Source organism: Archangium violaceum (assembly GCF_016859125.1).
Classification (GTDB): domain Bacteria; phylum Myxococcota; class Myxococcia; order Myxococcales; family Myxococcaceae; genus Archangium; species Archangium violaceum_A.
This window is the reverse complement of sequence record NZ_CP069338.1, coordinates 11429027-11446400: the sequence shown is the minus strand read 5'-3', so window position 1 is coordinate 11446400 and position 17374 is coordinate 11429027. Positions and strand designations below refer to the sequence as shown.

Annotated in this window: 2 protein-coding genes; both read left to right on the top strand. The window is 72.2% G+C overall.

The window, feature by feature from the left end; genetic code table 11:
- The first annotated feature begins 139 nt into the window (after positions 1 to 139).
- Positions 140 to 7837 (top strand): type I polyketide synthase, encoded by a 7698-nt coding sequence (locus tag JQX13_RS55760; protein ID WP_203406129.1) that lies wholly within the window; start codon positions 140 to 142, stop codon positions 7835 to 7837.
- Entirely contained in the window at positions 7838 to 17374 is a 9537-nt protein-coding gene (locus JQX13_RS48250; protein WP_203406128.1) for a type I polyketide synthase, read from the top strand.

Genomic DNA, 17374 nt, shown 5'->3' with positions numbered 1-17374 from the left:
AATGGCAACCGTGAGAGTGACAACGTACCGGACACACGAAAACGCGCGAACCCCGTGAAGGTCGTAATTCATTGACGTCGGCCTGTTGACACTCACCGACAGCGCAGTGGACCTTTGACGGACACAGGGAAGGCAACACATGACGGAAAGCGAGATCCAGTCGGGTCTGGGCACCGGTGCCGCCGCGCAGGCGGATCGGGCGCAGGGGGGCGCGGAGGCCGGAGGCGTACAGGGGGTCAGGGATGTGGAACCCATCGCGGTGGTGGGACTGGCCTGCCGCTATCCGGGCGCGCCTGACGCGGAGGCCTTCTGGCGGTTGTTGTGCGAGCGGAAGGATCTGCTCCAGGAGGTCCCTCCGGAGCGCTGGGACAACGGCACCTGGTACGACGCGGATCCCCAGGCGCCCGGGAAGATGAACACCCGTCATGGCTACTTCCTGGACGGGGTGAGCGGGTTCGATCCGCTCTTCTTCGGCATCTCCCCGCGCGAGGCCGCGGAGATGGATCCACAGCAGCGGTTGATGCTGGAGGTGATGTGGGAAGCGCTGGATGACGCGGGCGTGCCGGCGTGGAGCCTGAAGGGCTCGCGCACGGGCGTGTTCATGGGCGCCATCTGGCACGACTACGCGGACCGGCACCTGAGCGAGCGCGCGGCGGTGACGCTGCACAGCGCGACGGGACAGTCCCTCAACATCGTGGCCAACCGGCTGTCGTACGTGCTGGGGCTGAAGGGGCCGAGCCTCACGGTGGACACGGCGTGCTCGTCGTCGCTGGTGGCGGTGCATCTGGCCTGCCAGAGCCTGCGCGCGGGCGAGTCGCGGCTGGCACTGGTGGGGGGCGTGAACCTGATGTTCTCGCCCGAGGCGAACGTGCTGCTGTCCAAGTTCGGCGGGTTGTCGCCGGACGGCCGCAGCAAGGCCTTCGCGGCGGGAGCGGACGGCTTCGGGCGAGGGGAGGGCGCGGGGTTGGTGGTGCTCCAGCCGCTGTCGGCCGCGCTCGCCTCCGGGGCGCGCATCTACTGCATCATCCGCGGCAGCGCGGTGAACAACAACGGCACGGGCAACGGGCTCACCGCGCCGAGCGTGCCCGGACAGGCGGCGCTGCTGCGCGAGGCGTACGCACGCGCCGGCGTGCCCCCCAACCGCGTGCACTACGTGGAGACGCACGGCACGGGCACGGCCCTGGGAGATCCCACCGAGGCGAGTGCCCTGGGCGCCGCGCTCGGAGAGGGGCGGTCCATCGATCGGCCGCTGCTGATCGGCTCGGTGAAGGCCAACATCGGGCACCTGGAGGGGGCCGCGGGCATCACCGGCCTCATCAAGGTGGCGCTCTCCCTCTCTCGCCGGTTGGTGCCACCGCACATGATGCACGGCGAGCCCAATCCCCGCATCCCCTTCGGCGAGCTGCGATTGAGCCTGCCGCAGAAGCTGATGCCGTGGCCCAGCGAGGACGAGCCCGCGACGGCGGGCGTGAGCGCGTTCGGCTGGGGCGGCACCAACGCCCACGTGGTGATGGAGGAGTCGCCCGTGGGGCGCGAGGAGCTGCTGCCGCTGGCGGCGGACTCCGAGGCGGAGCTGCTCGCCCAGGCGGCGAAGGCGGAGGAGCTGGTGCTGCACGAGGAGTCGCCGGTATGCGTGCGCGACCTGTGCCGCACCTGGTCCCTGCACGTGGGGACGGGTGGCCACCGGGCCGCCTTCACCTTCCGCACACGCTCGGAGCTGGTCATGCTGCTGAAGACCTTCCGGCAGGGACGGCGTCGGGCCGGCCTCTTCACGGGAGAGCCCGGCGCTCCGGCCCGGGTGGCCTTCCTGTGCGCGCCCCAGGGCTCACAGTGGCCGGCCATGGGACGCGAGCTGCTGTCCACGGAGCCGGTGTTCCGCGCCCGGGTGGAGGCGCTGGACACCACCTTCATGCCGCTGGCGGGCTGGTCGCTCGTGGAGGCGCTGAGGGAGCCGCTCTCGCGGGTGCTGTCGGACGAGGACGCCGCCGAGCCGCTGGCGCTCGCGGTGCAGGTGGGGCTGGCGGCGCTGTGGCGCTCCTGGGGCGTGGAGCCCGAGGCGGTGGTGGGCCACGGCGTGGGCGAGGTGGCCGCCGCCTGCATCGCCGGCGGGATGGATGCGGCCGACGCGGTGTGGAAGGTGTACCGCGCGAGCCGCCTGCGGCAGTGGGACTCGCTGCGCGACGAGCTGGAGGCGGCCCAGGAGCGGCTGTGGGCTCGAGAGGGGGGCGTGCGCTGGTCGTCCACCGTGGCGCGCGAGATCGGCGTGGACGGTCGCACGGGTGATGCGCGCTGCCGCACCCTGCGTCAGCCGGTGCGCTTCGCGCAGGCCTCCGAGCGGCTGATCTCCGAAGGAATCGACTGCTTCGTGGAGCTCAGCCCCCACCCGGTGCTGTGCCGCCCGGTGGAGCAGCTGCTGCGCAAGGCCGGGAAGACGGGCGTGGTGGTGGGCTCGCTGCGGCGGGACGAGGCGCGCGGCGCGTTGCTGGAGTCGCTCGCGGCGCTGCACGCACGAGGCGTCCAGGTGCGCTGGGAGTCGCTGCCACCGCCGGAGGTGCCGGTGGCCGAGCTGCCCACCCCGAACCGGCCGGCCCCGGTGCCGGGCCGCACGGAGCTGCTCCCCCTGTCCGCGCAGACGCCCGAGGCGCTCGCGCAGGCCGCGCGCTCGCTGCTCGCGCGTCTGGAGGCGTCTCCTCTGTCGTTGCACGACGTCAGCTACTCGGCCTCCGTGCACCGCTCCCACCTCAACCACCGCCTGGCGCTGTTGGCCCGTACGCCCACCGAGGCTCGCGATGGCCTGACGGCCTTCCTGCGCGGTGAGGTGCGCCCGGGGCTCTCCGTCACCCGCCATGTGGATGGGCGGCACCAGCCCGTGGTGTTCGTCTTCCCGGGTCAGGGCTCGCAGTGGCTGGGCATGGGCCGCCGGCTCATGGCCGAGGAGCCCGCGTTCCGCTCGGCGCTCGAGCAGTGTGACGCGGCGCTGCGCCGCTTCGTGGACTGGTCGCTGATGGAGCTGCTGTCCTCGGACAACGCGGCGTGGATGGAGCGCATCGATCAGGTCCAGCCCGCGCTCTTCTCGCTGCAGGTGGCGCTGGCGCGGCTGTGGCGCGCCTGGGGCGTGGTGCCCGACATGGTGGTGGGCCACAGCATGGGCGAGGTGGCGGCGGCGCACGTGGCCGGGGCGTTGGATCTGGTGGACGCGGCCCGCATCATCTGCCGCCGCAGCCTGCTGCTGCGCCGCGTGAGCGGCCAGGGCGGCATGGCGGTGGTGGAGCTGACGATGGACGAGGCGCGCGCCGCCATCCGCGGTCTGGAGGACTGGCTCTCCGTGGCGGCCAGCAACAGCCCGCGCTCCACCGTGCTTTCCGGTGAGCCGCATGCGCTCGCCCAGGTGTTGGAGAAGCTCGAGGCGCGCCAGGTCTTCTGCCGCCGGGTGAAGGTGGACGTGGCCTCGCACAGCCCGCAGATGGAGCCGCTGCGCGAGGATCTGCTCCGGGCGCTCGAGGGGCTGGCACCCCGGCGCGGAGAGGTGCCCCTGTACTCGACGGTGACGGGCGCGGTGTCGGACGGCACGGACCTGGAGCCGTCCTACTGGGTGCGCAACCTGCGCGAGCCGGTGCTGCTGGCCCCGGTGGTGGAGAAGCTGGCCACCAACGGGCACTCGCTCTTCGTGGAGGTGAGCCCGCACCCGGTGCTGCTGCCCTCCATCGAGCAGACGATCGCCCACCTGCGCATGGAGGGGACGGTGCTGCCGTCCCTGCGGCGCGAGCAGCCCGAGCGCGAGGTGATGCTGGAGACGCTCGGAGGCCTCTACGCGGCGGGCCGAGAGGTGGAGTGGAAGGCGCTGCACCCGGAGAGCGGCCGTCTGGTGCGGCTGCCGGACTATCCCTGGCAGCGCCAGGACTGCTGGTTCCAGCCGGGTGCGTCGAACCCAGCTCCGAAGGAGAGCCGGCCGAAGCAGGGGCACTCGCTGCTGGGTCCCGTGCGCCGCTCCTCGCTGCGGCCCGGGGCCTTCTTCTGGGATGTGGAGGTGGGGGTGAGCAACCTGCCCTGGCTGGCGGATCACCGGGTGCAGGGCACCATCATCCTCCCCACCACGGGGTACCTGGACTGGGTGATGACGGCGGTGCAGTCGGCGCTCGGACCCGGGCCGTGGGTGCTCGAGGACGTGCGCATCGACGATGCGCTGGCGGTGCTCGGTGACGGCACGCGCATGGCCGAGCTCCTGGTGGACGTGGGCTCCACCGGCGCCATCTCCTTCAAGGTGTCCAGCTTCATCCCCACGCCGGGTGGCAGCGGCGCGGAGATGTGGACGGTGCATGCCAATGGCCGCGTGCGCGCCTCGGAGTCCAACGGGCGTGGCTCGCTGCCGCTCGTCATGGTGGAGGAGATCCAGCGGCGTTGCACCGAGGTCCGCATCGGCGAGGCGCACTTCCAGGAGATGGAGCTCCGCGGGCTCCAGTACGGCCCCACCTTCCGGGGCGTGAAGGAGGTCTGGCGCAAGGACGGTGAGGCCGTGGGCCGCATCGAGGTCCCCGATTCGCTCGGGCCCGCGAGCGAGCTGCACCCCGCGGTGCTCGACGCGGCGCTGCAGGTGCTGCTGGAGGCCCTGCCCGCGGGGGACGCCACCTTCGTCCCCGTCCGCCTGCGCCGCTTCGAGGTGCTGCGCCGGGGCACGCCGCAGTGGGCCTTCGCGCGCCTGCCGCTCCAGGAGTCCTGGCGCAAGGACTCTCCCCTCGAGGGGAATGTCATCCTGATGGACGCACAGGGCGTGCCCCTCGCCGAGGTGGAGGGCCTGGAGCTGTCCGCGCTGCCGACGCGTTACGGCCGCGCCCGCTCGGAGCAGGATCGCTCGCTCTTCGAGCTCGCCTGGCGCCGGGTGGGCCTCCCCGCGGTGTTCGAGCCCGGCTCGGCCGAGGCGCCCTGGCTCATCTTCCAGGACGCGTCGGGCGTGGGCGGCGCGCTCGCGGAGATGCTGGAGTCCTGGGGCGGCTCCTGCGTCCGGGTGGAGGCGGGAACGGGCCTGCGGCGGCTCGGTGCGCGCCACTACACGGTGACTCCCGGTGCGCGTGACGAGCTGAACACGGTGTTGCAGCAGTGCTTCCCTCAAGGGGCCCCCTGCGCGGGCGTGGCGTTCCTGTGGGGCCTGGAGCTGCCGGCGCCGGACGTGCAGGGCGAGCAGGCCCTCGACGAGGTGGTGCGGGTCTGCGGCGGCGCGCTGCGCGTCGTCCAGGAGGTGGTGCGGCTCGGGTGGAGGGATCCACCGCGCCTCTGGCTGGTGACGCGGGGCGCCTATCCGGTGCTGGGCGCGCCCGCCACGGGGGCGCTCCAGGCCTCGCTCTGGGGGCTCGGGCGGGCGGTGGGGCACGAGCACCCGGAGCTGCGGTGCACGTGCGTGGACATGGATCCCTCGTCGGCGCTGGTGGACGTGGAGGCGCTGGGCCGCGAGCTGGCCGCGCGAGCCGAGGACGAGCAGGTGGCGTTGCGCGCGGGGGCTCGCTTCGCGGCGCGGCTCGTCCGGCGCTCGGGCGCGAAGGAGATGCTGGTGGAGCCGCTGCTGCCCGCGGCGGGACGCGCCTTCCAGGTGGAGACGCCCCCGGCGGGTTCCTTCGGCGGCGTGGTGGTGCGCATGGCCGAGCGGCGCCGGCCCGGCCCCGGTGAGGTGGAGCTCGCGGTCGAGGCCTCGGCCCTCAACTTCATCGACGTGATGAAGACCATGGGCCTCTACGTGATGAAGAACACGGGCAAGGCCCCCGGTGTGCCGCTGGAGGGCCTGCCGCTCGGGCTGGACTGCGCCGGCCGGGTGCTGGCCGTGGGCGAGGGCGTGACGGACCTGTCCGTGGGGGACGAGGTGGTGGCCTTCGCGCCGTCCGCCATGGCCTCCCACGTCGTCACGGATGCCCGCTTCGTCGTGCGCCGGCCCCCGGGCATGAGCGCGGTGGAGGCGAGCTCCATCCCCAGCGTCTTCATGACGGCCTGGTACGCGTTGAACCACCTGGCCCGGCTGCAGCGGGGTGAGCGCATCCTCATCCACTCGGCCGCGGGCGGACTCGGGCTCGCTGCGGTGCAGATCGCCCAGATGCTGGGGGCGGAGGTGCTCGCCACGGCCGGCACGCCCGAGAAGCGGGAGCTGCTGCGCTCGCTGGGCATCCAGCACGTGATGGACTCGCGCACGCTCGCCTTCGCGGACGAGGTGATGCGCGTGACGAATGGCGAGGGCGTGGACGTGGTGCTCAACTCCCTCTCCGGCGATGCCATCACCCGGAGCATGGAGGTGCTGGCGCCGGATGGGCGCTTCCTGGAGGTGGGCAACCGCGACATCCACGACGGACGGGCGCTGGATCTCTCCCAGTTCCGCCGCCGCCTCATCTACGCGGCCATCGATCTGGTGGGGCTGAGGGAGCAGCGGCCGGCGCTGTGCTCGCGGCTGCTGCGCGAGGTGGTGGAGCAGATGGCGTCGGGCGCGCTCTCGCCCGTGCGTCACCGCGTCTTCCCCGTGTCGCAGGTGTCCGAGGCCTTCCGCGAGATGGCGCAGGGACAGCACGTGGGCAAGCTGGTCGTCACCCTGGAGGATCCGGAGCTGCGCATCGTGCCGCCGAGGCCGGGCTTCCGGGTGCGCGCGGACGCGACGTACCTCATCACGGGAGGACTCGGTGGCCTGGGACTGGAGGCGGCCCGTTGGTTGGTGGGGCATGGCGCGCGCAACCTGCTGTTGCTGAGCCGCAACGCCTCGCCCACGGCCGTTCTTCCCGGGGTGGAGGAGCTGCGGGCCGCGGGTGCTCGCGTGGAGGTGATGCGGGCGGACGTGGCGGACGCGCGGCGCCTGGCCGATGTGGTGGCGCTCACGCACGGGGACATGCCTCGGCTGCGGGGCGTGCTGCACTGCGCGGGCGTGCTCGACGACGGCATCCTGGAGCAGCAGGAGCCGGCGCGGTTCCGCACGGTGATGTCGCCGAAGATCCAGGGCGCGTGGAACCTGCACATGCTCACCCGGGACGAGTCGCTGGACTTCTTCGTCCTCTACTCGTCCATGTGCGGAATGCTCGGGCTTCCAGGCCAGGGCAACTACGCGGCGGCGAACGCGGCCATGGACGCGCTGGCCCACTACCGGCGTCAACAGGGCCTGCCGGCACTGAGCGTGAACTGGGGTCCCTTCTCCGAGGTGGGCCTGGCCGCCGCCAGCTCCAACCGCGGCGAGCGGCTGGCGTACAGGGGCATGGCGAGCTTCACCCCGCAGCAGGGTCTGGCGCTGCTCGAGCGCCTGCTGGCCGAGGGCGCGGTGCACGTGGGCGCGGTGGCACTCGATGTGCGCCAGTGGCTCGAGTTCTTCCCGAGCGCCGCGTCGCTGCGCATCTGGGAGGAGTTGGCCCTGGAGCGCAACGAAGGGCAGCGGGGCCGGTCCGACCTGTTGCTGGAGCTGAGGCGGGCCGCCGCGGGCGGGCGGGCAAGCATGCTGGAGGGCTACCTGAGGGATCGGCTCGCCCAGGTGCTGCGGATCGATCCGTCGCGGGTGGGGCGGCATGAGCCGTTCCGTGGGCTCGGGCTCGACTCGCTGATGAGCCTGGAGCTGCGCAACCGCATCGAGGCCGCGCTGGAGCTGAAGCTGTCCGTGACGCTGCTGTGGGCGCACTCCACACTGGCGGCATTGGCGGCGTACCTGTTGGATCAGCTGGGGCTCGCACCCAAGCACGAAGCGGCGGCTCCCGCTCCGGCGGAGCAGATCCTCCTGGTGGCCAAAGCCTCCGTCCCGGAGTCCGATTCTCACCCGCCCGCGGATCTGCCCGAAGGGAAGTTGCTCGAAATGGTGGATGACGCGCTGGCGGCCTGGGAGGACGCCTAAGTGACCGATGATGTGAAGGATGAGCTCAAGCAGCGCCTGGCGCGCGCGGTCATGGCGATGCAGAAGATGCAGGCCCGCATCGACTCGCTCGAGCGGGCCCGTACCGAGCCCATCGCCATCATCGGCATGGGCTGCCGCTTTCCGGGCGGCGCGGATACGCCCGAGGCGTACTGGGAGTTGCTGGCGTCCGGTCGGGAGGTCATCCGCCGGGAGCCGGCCTCTCGCCGTGTCGGAGCGGACACGGGTGCGCCTCGCTGGGCCGGCTACCTGGAGGATGTGAGCGGCTTCGACGCGGAGTTCTTCGGCATCTCTCCTCGAGAGGCCACCAGCCTGGATCCGCGCCAGCGCCTGCTGCTGGAGGTGGCCTGGGAGGCGTTGGAGCACGCGGGACAGGATCCGGAGCGCCTGGTGGACACGCCCACCGGCGTCTTCGTGGGGCTCACCGGTGACGACTACGCGAAGCTGCTGCCGTCCGAGCCGGAGCTCATCGACGCCTACTTCGGTACGGGCAACGGTCACTGCTTCCCGCCCGGGCGCGTCTCGTACACGCTCGGGTTGCAGGGGCCGAGCCTCGCGGTGGACACGGCCTGCTCGTCCTCGCTGGTGGCGCTGCACCTGGCCTGCCAGAGCCTGCGCAATGGCGAGTGCGGTGTGGCGCTCGCGGGCGGCGTGAACCTGGTGTTGGATCCGTCCGTCACGGAGACGCTCGTGCGCATGCAGGCGCTCTCTCCGAACGGCCGGTGCAGCGCCTTCGATGCGCGCGCCAATGGCTTCGTGCGAGGCGAGGGCTGCGGCCTCGTGGTGCTCAAGCGGCTGTCGGACGCGCAGGCGAATGGGGACTCCATCCTCGCGGTCATCCGGGGCTCGGCCGTCAACCAGGATGGGCGCTCGCAGGGGCTCACCGCGCCCAACATGCTCGCGCAGCGGGCCCTGCTGAAGCAGGCGCTGGCGAACGCGAAGGTGGAGCCCTCCGCCCTCGGTTACGTGGAGGCGCACGGCACCGGCACGCCGCTCGGAGATCCGATCGAGGTCGAGGCGCTCACCGACGTGCTGGGCAAGCCGAGGCCGGATGGCTCGCGGTGCGCGCTCGGATCGGTGAAGACGAACATGGGCCACCTGGAGGCGGCGGCGGGCATCGCCGGGCTCATGAAGGTGGTGCTCGCGCTCCAGCACGAGGCCATCCCCAAGCACCTGAACTTCAGCCGGCTCAACCCGCGCATCCGGCTGGACGGCACGCCGTTCTTCATCCCCACCGAGTTGCAGCCGTGGAAGCGCTCGGCGGCGCCCCGGTTGGCGGGGGTGAGCGCGTTTGGCATGAGCGGGACGAACGCGCACGTCATCCTGGAGGAGGCACCTCTTCCGGCCGCGCCCGCGTGCACGCCCGCTCCACGCCCCGCGCACCTGCTGACGCTCTCGGCCCGGAGCGAGGAGGCGCTGTTGGCCATGGCGCGCCGTCAGGCCGAGCACCTCGCCGCCCACCCGGAGCTGGACGCGGCGGACGTGTGCTTCACCACCAACACCTCCCGCACGCGCATGCCGCACCGGCTGACCGTGGTGGGGGGCTCCACGCAGGCGCTGGCCTCGAGTCTGTCGGCGTTCGCCTCGGGCGCGAGGCTGGAGCAGGTGGCCTCCGGCAAGGCGGGACATACCCCGCCCAAGGTGGCCTTCCTCTTCACCGGCCAGGGCGCGCAGTTCGCCGGCATGGGCCGGCGGCTCTACGAGACGTCCGCTGTCTTCCGCGATGCGCTGGAGCGCTGTGCCGCGCGGCTGAGGCCGCGGATGGATCTGCTGTCGGTGCTGTACCCGAAGGACGGAGCGCCGTCGCTCATCGACCAGACGGCGTACAGCCAGCCGGCGTTATTCGCCCTGGAGTACGCGCTGGCGGAGCAGTGGCGCTCGTGGGGCGTGGTGCCGGACGCGGTGATGGGCCACAGCGTGGGCGAGTTCGCCGCCGCGTGCGTGGCCGGCATCCTCTCGATGGAGGACGCGCTGGACCTCATCGCCGAGCGCGGGCGGCTCATGCAGGCGCTGCCCCCGGGGGGCGTCATGGCCACGGTGTTCGCCACCGAGGCGCAGGTGACACCGCTGCTCGCGCCGTACCGGGACCGCGCGTCCATCGCCGCGTACAACGCGCCGGGCCAGCTCACCCTGTCCGGAGCGGCGGAGGCCGTGGAGCGCATCACCTCGGAGCTGGAGGCCCAGGGGCTCGCGACGCGCAAGCTCAACGTCTCGCATGCCTTCCACTCGCCGCTGCTGGAGCCGATGCTCGACGCCCTGGAGGCGAAGGCGGCGCGGATGGCGCGGGCGCCGGGGCAGTTGCCGCTCATCTCCAACGTGACCGGCCGGCCCGTGGGCCCGTCCGAGCTGGGTGCTCCGGGCTACTGGCGCCGTCACGCGCGCGAGCCCGTGCGCTTCCAGGCGGGCATGGAGTTCCTGCGCGCGCTGGGCGTCGACACCTTCGTGGAGGTGGGTCCGCACACCACGCTGTTGGGGCTCGCGAAGTCGTGTCTGGGCGAGGGGCCCGAGTGGCTCTCCTCGCTGCGCAAGGGCAGGGACGATGCGGAGCAGCTGCTGAGTGTCCTCGGCCGCCTGTTCATCCGGGGCTTCGCGCTGGACTGGCGCAAGGTGGATACCGAGCCCGGGCGCCGCAAGGTGGTGCTGCCTCGCTACCCGTGGCAGCGCCAGCGGTACTGGGCCCTCCCCGAGTCGTCTTCCACGGCGAAGCCCGTCCAGGCCTCGCGCGTCGAGTCCTCCCCGGCGGAAGGAGCGCGGGGCGAGCTGTATGGGGTGGAGTGGCAGCCCGCGGCGCGCACGGAGTCCTCCTCGACGCTGGCCAGCGGTACCTGGCTGTTGCTGTGCGATCGCGGCGGGGTGGGTGAGCAGCTCGCCACGAACATCGAGGCGCAGGGGATGGCCTGCGTGAAGGTGTCCTCGGGAGATACCGCGGCCCTCGAGCGGCTGTGGCGCGAGCGCTTCTCCGCGGGCGCGCCCTGCGCGGGCGTGGTGTACCTGTGGGGCCTGGACGTGGAGGGCATGGAGGGGGCGGGCATCCGCGAGGCGTGCGCGGGCCTGGCCTCCGTGCTGCGCGTGGTGGAAGGCTCGCCGCAGCCGGGCGGACGGTTGTGGATCGTCACCCGGAGTGCCCAGGGCGCGGGCAGGGTGAAGGTGGAGCCCGCCCAGGCGCCTCTTTGGGGACTCGGGCGGACCGTGGCGCTGGAGAGCCCGGGGCACTGGGGAGGGTTGATCGACCTGGGCCTCGAGGACGGAGCGGAGCAACTCTGGGCGGAGCTGCGCGCGGCGGGTCGCGAGGATCAGGTCGCCCTGCGAGGCGGCCAGCGCTACGTGGCGCGGCTCGTGGAGCGCGAGGCCGCGGAGTCCCGGCCCATCCCGGTGGATGCGAAGGCCACGTACCTCATCGCGGGAGGCCAGGGAGCGCTCGGGCTCGAGGTGGCGCGCTGGCTGGTACGCCGGGGCGCGAGGCACCTCGTGCTCACCGCGCGCGGTGCCTTCCCCGAGCGTTCACAGTGGGACGCGCTGCGAGCCCAGGGCGGTGCGCTGGCCGAGCGCATCTCCGCGGTGCGTGAGCTGGAGGCGGCGGGCGCCGTGGTGCTGCTGGCCCAGGCGGATGTGGGCCGGCGCGAGGTGATGGCGGCGCTGCTCGAGCGGGTGCGGGCGTCCATGCCTCCGGTGCGCGGCATCGTCCACGCGGCGGTGGTGTCCTCGACCGCGCGAGTCCGCGAGCTGGACACGGCGACGCTCGAGCGCGTGCTGGCCCCGAAGGTGGACGGCGCGTGGAACCTCCACGAGCTGACGCGGGAAGACCCGTTGGACTTCTTCGTCCTCTTCTCGTCCATCTCGTCGGTGTGGGGCTCGGCGGGAGTGGGGCACTACGCCGCGGCCAATGCCTTCCTGGATGCGCTCGCGGCGCATCGGCAAGCCCTCGGCCTACCAGCGTCGAGCATCAACTGGGGACTCTGGCACGGCCAGGGCGCGGCCACCGCGGAGGAGAAGCGCTGGCTGGACAGCGTGGGCGTGGACGGGCTCGATCGCGAGTCCGCGCTGGCGTGGATGGAGCGGCTCGTGGGGGCTCGCGTGCCGCAGGCCGTGGTGGCCAGCGTCCGTTGGGAGCGCTTCCGGCCCATCTTCGAGGCTCGTGGCGCGAGGCCCCTGCTGGAGCGGCTCCGCACGGAGACGGCAGCGCAACCCCAGCGGACCTCGGAGACGGAGGCGTCCGCTCCGGCACCGTGGCGCGAGGCGGCCACTCCCGCCGCCCGGCGCGAGGCGTTGCGGACGTTGGTCCAGGAGACGGTGTCTCGAATCCTCGGCCTGGGGACCGCACAGGAGCTCGAGGCCGAGCGTGGCTTCCAGGAGATGGGGTTGGACTCCATCATGGCGGTGGAGGTGAAGGTCCGCCTGGAGGTGGCGCTGGGGCTGCCGCTGCCGGCGACTCTCGCGTTCAACTTCCCGAGCGTGCGCGCCCTCACGGAGCATCTCGTCTCGTTGGTCGACGAGAAGGCGCCACTCGCCTCCGCGCCCGAGGCCCGGCGCGAAACCCGGACGGACGAGCCCATCGCCATCGTTGGCATGGCCTGCCGGCTGCCCGGCGGAGCGGATACGCCCGAGGCGTTCTGGAGTCTGTTGCGCGAGGGCCGGGACGCCATCTCGGAGATTCCCGCGGATCGCTGGGACGTGGATGCCTGGTACGACGCGGATCCCGAGGCGCCGGGGAAGATGTACGTGCGCGCGGGAGGGTTCCTCCGGGAGGTGGACCAGTTCGATCCCCGGTTCTTCGGCATCTCGCCGCGCGAAGCGGAGAGCATGGATCCGCAGCAGCGGCTGATGCTCGAGGTGGCCTGGGAGGCATTGGAGCGGGCGGGACAGGACGTGGCCTCGCTGCGCAACACCCGCACGGGTGTCTTCGTGGGCATCACCACGGCGGACTACGCGCGGGTCATCCTTCAGGGTCGGCCGGAAGAGGTGGATGCGTGGTTCGCGTCGGGGACCTCGCTGAACGTGGTGGCGGGGCGCCTCTCGTACACGCTCGGCCTGCAGGGTCCGAGCATGGCGGTGGACACGGCGTGTTCGTCGTCGCTGACGGCGTTGCACCTGGCCTGCCAGAGCCTGCGCTCCGGTGAGTCGACGATGGCGCTGGCGGCGGGGGTGAACCTCATCCTGTCGCCCGAGCCGATGATGGCGGTCTGCAAGGCGCGGATGCTGGCGCCGGACGGGCGGTGCAAGACGTTCGACGCCTCGGCGAATGGCTTCGCGCGCGCCGAGGGTTGTGGCGTGCTGGTGCTCAAGCGGCTGTCGGAGGCCCAGGCGAATGGGGACGACATCCTCGCGGTCATTCGGGGCACGGCGGTGAACCAGGACGGGCCGAGCAGCGGGCTCACGGTGCCGAATGGACTGGCGCAGCAGGCGGTCATCCAGCAGGCGCTGGGGCGCGCGGGAGTGTCGCCCGCCGAGGTGAGCTACCTGGAGGCGCACGGCACGGGAACGTCGCTGGGAGACCCCATCGAGGCGGAGGCGATGTGGTCGGTGCTGAAGGAGGGGCGCGAGGGCGGGGAGTCGCTGTGGATGGGCTCGGTGAAGACGAACCTCGGCCACCTGGAGTCCGCGGCGGGCGTGGCGGGCGTGATGAAGGTGGTGCTGGCGATGCGCCACAAGCAGTTGCCGGCGCACCTGCACCTGAAGAAACCGAACCCGCACATCGACTGGAAGGCCATGGGCGTGAAGGTACCGGCGGAGTTGACGGCGTGGGAGCCGACGCAGGGCCGGCGCATCGCGGGAGTGAGCTCCTTCGGCTTCAGCGGGACGAACGCGCACGTGGTGCTGGAGGAGGCACCGCCAGCGCCCGCGCGGACGCGGGAGGTCGAGCGGCCGGAGCACGTGCTGGTGCTGTCCGCGAAGAGCGCGGAGGCGCTGCGGGCCCAGGCGGGCCGCTACGCGCGAGCGCTGGAGGAGGGGAGCGCGGAGCTGGGAGACATATGCTTCACGGCCGCGGCGGGACGAGCCCACTTCGAGCACCGGCTGACGGTGGTGGGCGGCAGCGCGCAACGGGTCCGGGAGTTGCTGTTGGCGGCGGAAGCGGGTCGCGAGGGCGAGGGCGTGGTGTCGGGCCGGGCACCGGTCGAGACGCCGAAGGTGGCCTTCGTCTTCGACGATGAGGCGGGTTCGGGCAGGGAACTGTACGAGACGCAGCCCGTCTTCCGCGAGGCGCTGGAGCGGTGCGGGGATGCATTGAAGGGCGTGCTGGAGAGGCCGCTGGTGCAGGTGCTGTACGGCGCCGGGTCCGAGCTGTCGAAGGAAGAGGCGTACAGCAGGGCCGCGGTGTTCGCGGTGGAGTGGGCACTGGCCCGGATGTGGCGGGCGTGGGGCGTGGTTCCCCATTCAGTGACGGGGCGGGGCGTGGGCGAGTACGTGGCGGCGGTGGACTCGGGAGTCCTGGGCCTGGAGGAGGGACTGAGACTCGCGGTGAGCAAGGTGCCGCTGGTGCGCACGGAGACGGGCAAGGCCGAGAGCACCGAGACCATTCACGTGCACCTGGGCGAAGCCGGGTGGCCGGAGCTGTTGAAGACGTTGGGGACGCTGTACGTGAAGGGCGTGGAGGTGGACTGGGCGGCCTTCGATGCGCCCTACCAGCGGCGTCGGGTCACCCTGCCCACCTATCCCTTCCAGCGCCAGCGCTACTGGTGGCGTGGTGCGTCTCCTCGCACGGGGCTCGCGCCCCGGAGCGAGCGGGTCCTCACGCCTCACTTCGGACGGCGGTTGCGCTCCTCCGCGCTCGATGCGCTCGTGTACGAGACGACCTACGGACCGTCCCGGCCGGCGCATCTCAACGACCATCGCCTGTTCGGAACGCTCGTCGCGGCGGGGTCCTCGCACGTGTCGCTGGTCCTCTCGGTCATCGAGGACGCCTACGGCTCACCCGCGTGCACGCTGGAGAACCTGGCCTTCCCCCAGGCGCTGGTGCTCGCGGATGACGAGGAGCGCACGCTCCAGGTCATCCTCACGCCCCAGGAGCAGGGCCGTGCGTTCGAGGTGAAGTCGCTCGGCGACACCGACGGCGCGGAGACGTGGGTGTTGCACGCCAGTGGTGGCGTGCGCGTCGGCCAGGCGGAGCAGCCGAAACCGTGGGCGTCTCGCGAGGAGCTCCAGGCCCGTTGCCAGGAACGCCGCTCGGGGGACGAGCTCTATCGGGCCATGCGTGAGCAGGGCTACACGCTGGGCTCGGGCTACCAGTGGATCCGCTCGGTCGCTCGTGGTGGCGATGAGCTTCTCGGGGAGATGCGGCTGCCCCCGCTGCCGGACGAGCTGGAGGACTACCCGCTCTACCCGGGCTTCGTGGACTCGTGCTTCCAGGTGCTCGCGAGCTGGACGTTGGATCTCCAGGCCGGGCAGGCCGACTCACTGCTCATTCCCTTCAGCGTCGCGCGCTTCACCGTCCACCGGAGGCCGCGAGGCACGGTGTGGTGTCATGCCCGCGTCGAAGGGAGCGGGAAGGCCGAGGCGGGTGAGCCCATCGGGGGCGACCTGCGCATCTTCGACGAGCAGGGACTGGTCGCGGAGGTGCTTGGCTTCCGGGGGCGGATGGCGAGCCGGGAAGCCGTGCGCCGGAGCACGCATGCTCGGAGGGAGGAGGCGCGCTACGAAATCATCTGGCGGCCCGAGCCCGAGGCACGGCCCGCCTCGACCCCCGAGGTGGACAAGACGAAGCCCTGGGTGCTGCTCATGGACTCGCGGGGAGTGGGCGAGCGGCTCGGGCACATGTTGGAAGCGCACGGCGCGCCCGTGATCCGCGTCCACCCGGAGGACGTCTCGCGCGTGTCGGGCGAGACCTTCGGGCCGGGCGGCTGCGCGGGAGTGGTGTACCTGTCGGGCCTCGATCAGACCGTCGCCGGGGACGCATCCGCGGAGTGGGTGCAGCGGGCCGCGCTGGAGGCGAGCGGAGGTGCCCTGCACCTCGTGAAGACGCTGGCGGGCCGGAAGAACGAGGTCCCTCCGATGTGGTTCATCACCCGTGGCGCGCAGGCCGTGAAGGAGATGCGCCCGGCCCTCGCGCTGGCGCAGGCTCCGTTGTGGGGGCTCGGCCGGGTGATCGATCTGGAGCGCCCCGAGCTGCGCTGCACCCGTGTGGACCTGGACCCCGAGGATCTCGAGGGCAGCCTCGGGCTCCTCTTCGCCGAGCTGGGCGGCAGCGGCGGCGAGCGTGCTCCCGAGAGGGAAGTGGCCTTCCGCGGAGGCGTGCGCCTGCACCCGATGCTGCGCGAGGACAAGGGCTCGCGCGGTGACACCCTCGCACTCCGCGCGGATGCCACCTACCTCATCACGGGAGGGCTCGGAGGGCTGGGCCTGGAGGTGGCGCGGTGGATGGTGGAGCAGGGCGCACGCTACCTGGTGTTGGTGGGGCGCCGTGCGCCATCGGCCTCGGCGTCCGAGGTGGTGCATGCGCTCGAGAAGGCGGGAGCCCACGTCACCCTTGCCTCCGTGGATGTCTCGCGCGAGGGGGAGGTGGCGCCGCTCCTCCAGCGGCTCGACGCGGGTGCTCCGCCGTTGCGGGGCATCGTCCATGCGGCGGGTGTGCTCGATGACGGGGCGCTCGCGCATCAGGACCTGGAGCGCTTCGAGCGGGTGATGGCACCGAAGGTCGCGGGAGCGTGGAACCTGCACCGGCTCACCCAGGGCCGGCCGCTGGACTTCTTCGTCCTCTTCTCCTCGGCCTCCGCGACGCTCGGATCGGCGGGACAGGGCAACTACGCCGCGGCGAATGCCTTCCTGGACGCGCTCGCGCACGAGCGGCGTGCTCGTGGACTGGTGGCGCAGTCGCTCGATTGGGGACCGTGGGCGGAGACGGGCATGGTGGGCGCGTCGGATGGGCATGTGGCGCGTGCACTGGAACGCCGGGGCATCCGGCCTCTTCCGACGCGGCAGGCTCTCGCGCTGTTCGGCGAGGCGCTCGCGAGCGGCCGGCCCCAGGTGGCCCTCATGTCCGTCCAATGGCCGGTGTACCTGGAGGCGATTGGCTCCCTGGGGCGCTCGTCCTTCTTCGAGGCGCTGACGCCGTCCCGGAGCTCCGCACCCCGAGCGGCCGTGGCGCCCTCGCAGCCGCGCCACCCACTCGCGGAGCGGCTCCGGGCGGCCCTGCCCCACGAGCGCCCACGCGTGCTGGCGCGGAGTCTCCAGGAGGAGGTCGCGCGAATCCTCCGGCTGGACGCCGCGGGGCTCGACTGGCGGCAGGGTTTCGCGGAGCTCGGCATGGATTCACTGATGGCCATCGAGCTGCGCAATGCGTTGCAGAAGGGGCTCGGTGTGTCCGTCCCGGTGACGGTGGCGCTGGACTACCCGACCATCGACTTCCTGGTGCAGCACCTGTTGGGCGAGGTGCTGAAGCTCGATGTCGAGGAGGCGCCGCGCTCGCCCGTAACGCCGTCCGTCCCGGTGCCAGGGCCCGAGGACGCGCGGAAGAAGGATCTCGACGCCCTGTCCGACGCCGAGCTGGCGCGGCTGGTCGCCGAGGATCTCGCCAGGGATTCGTGA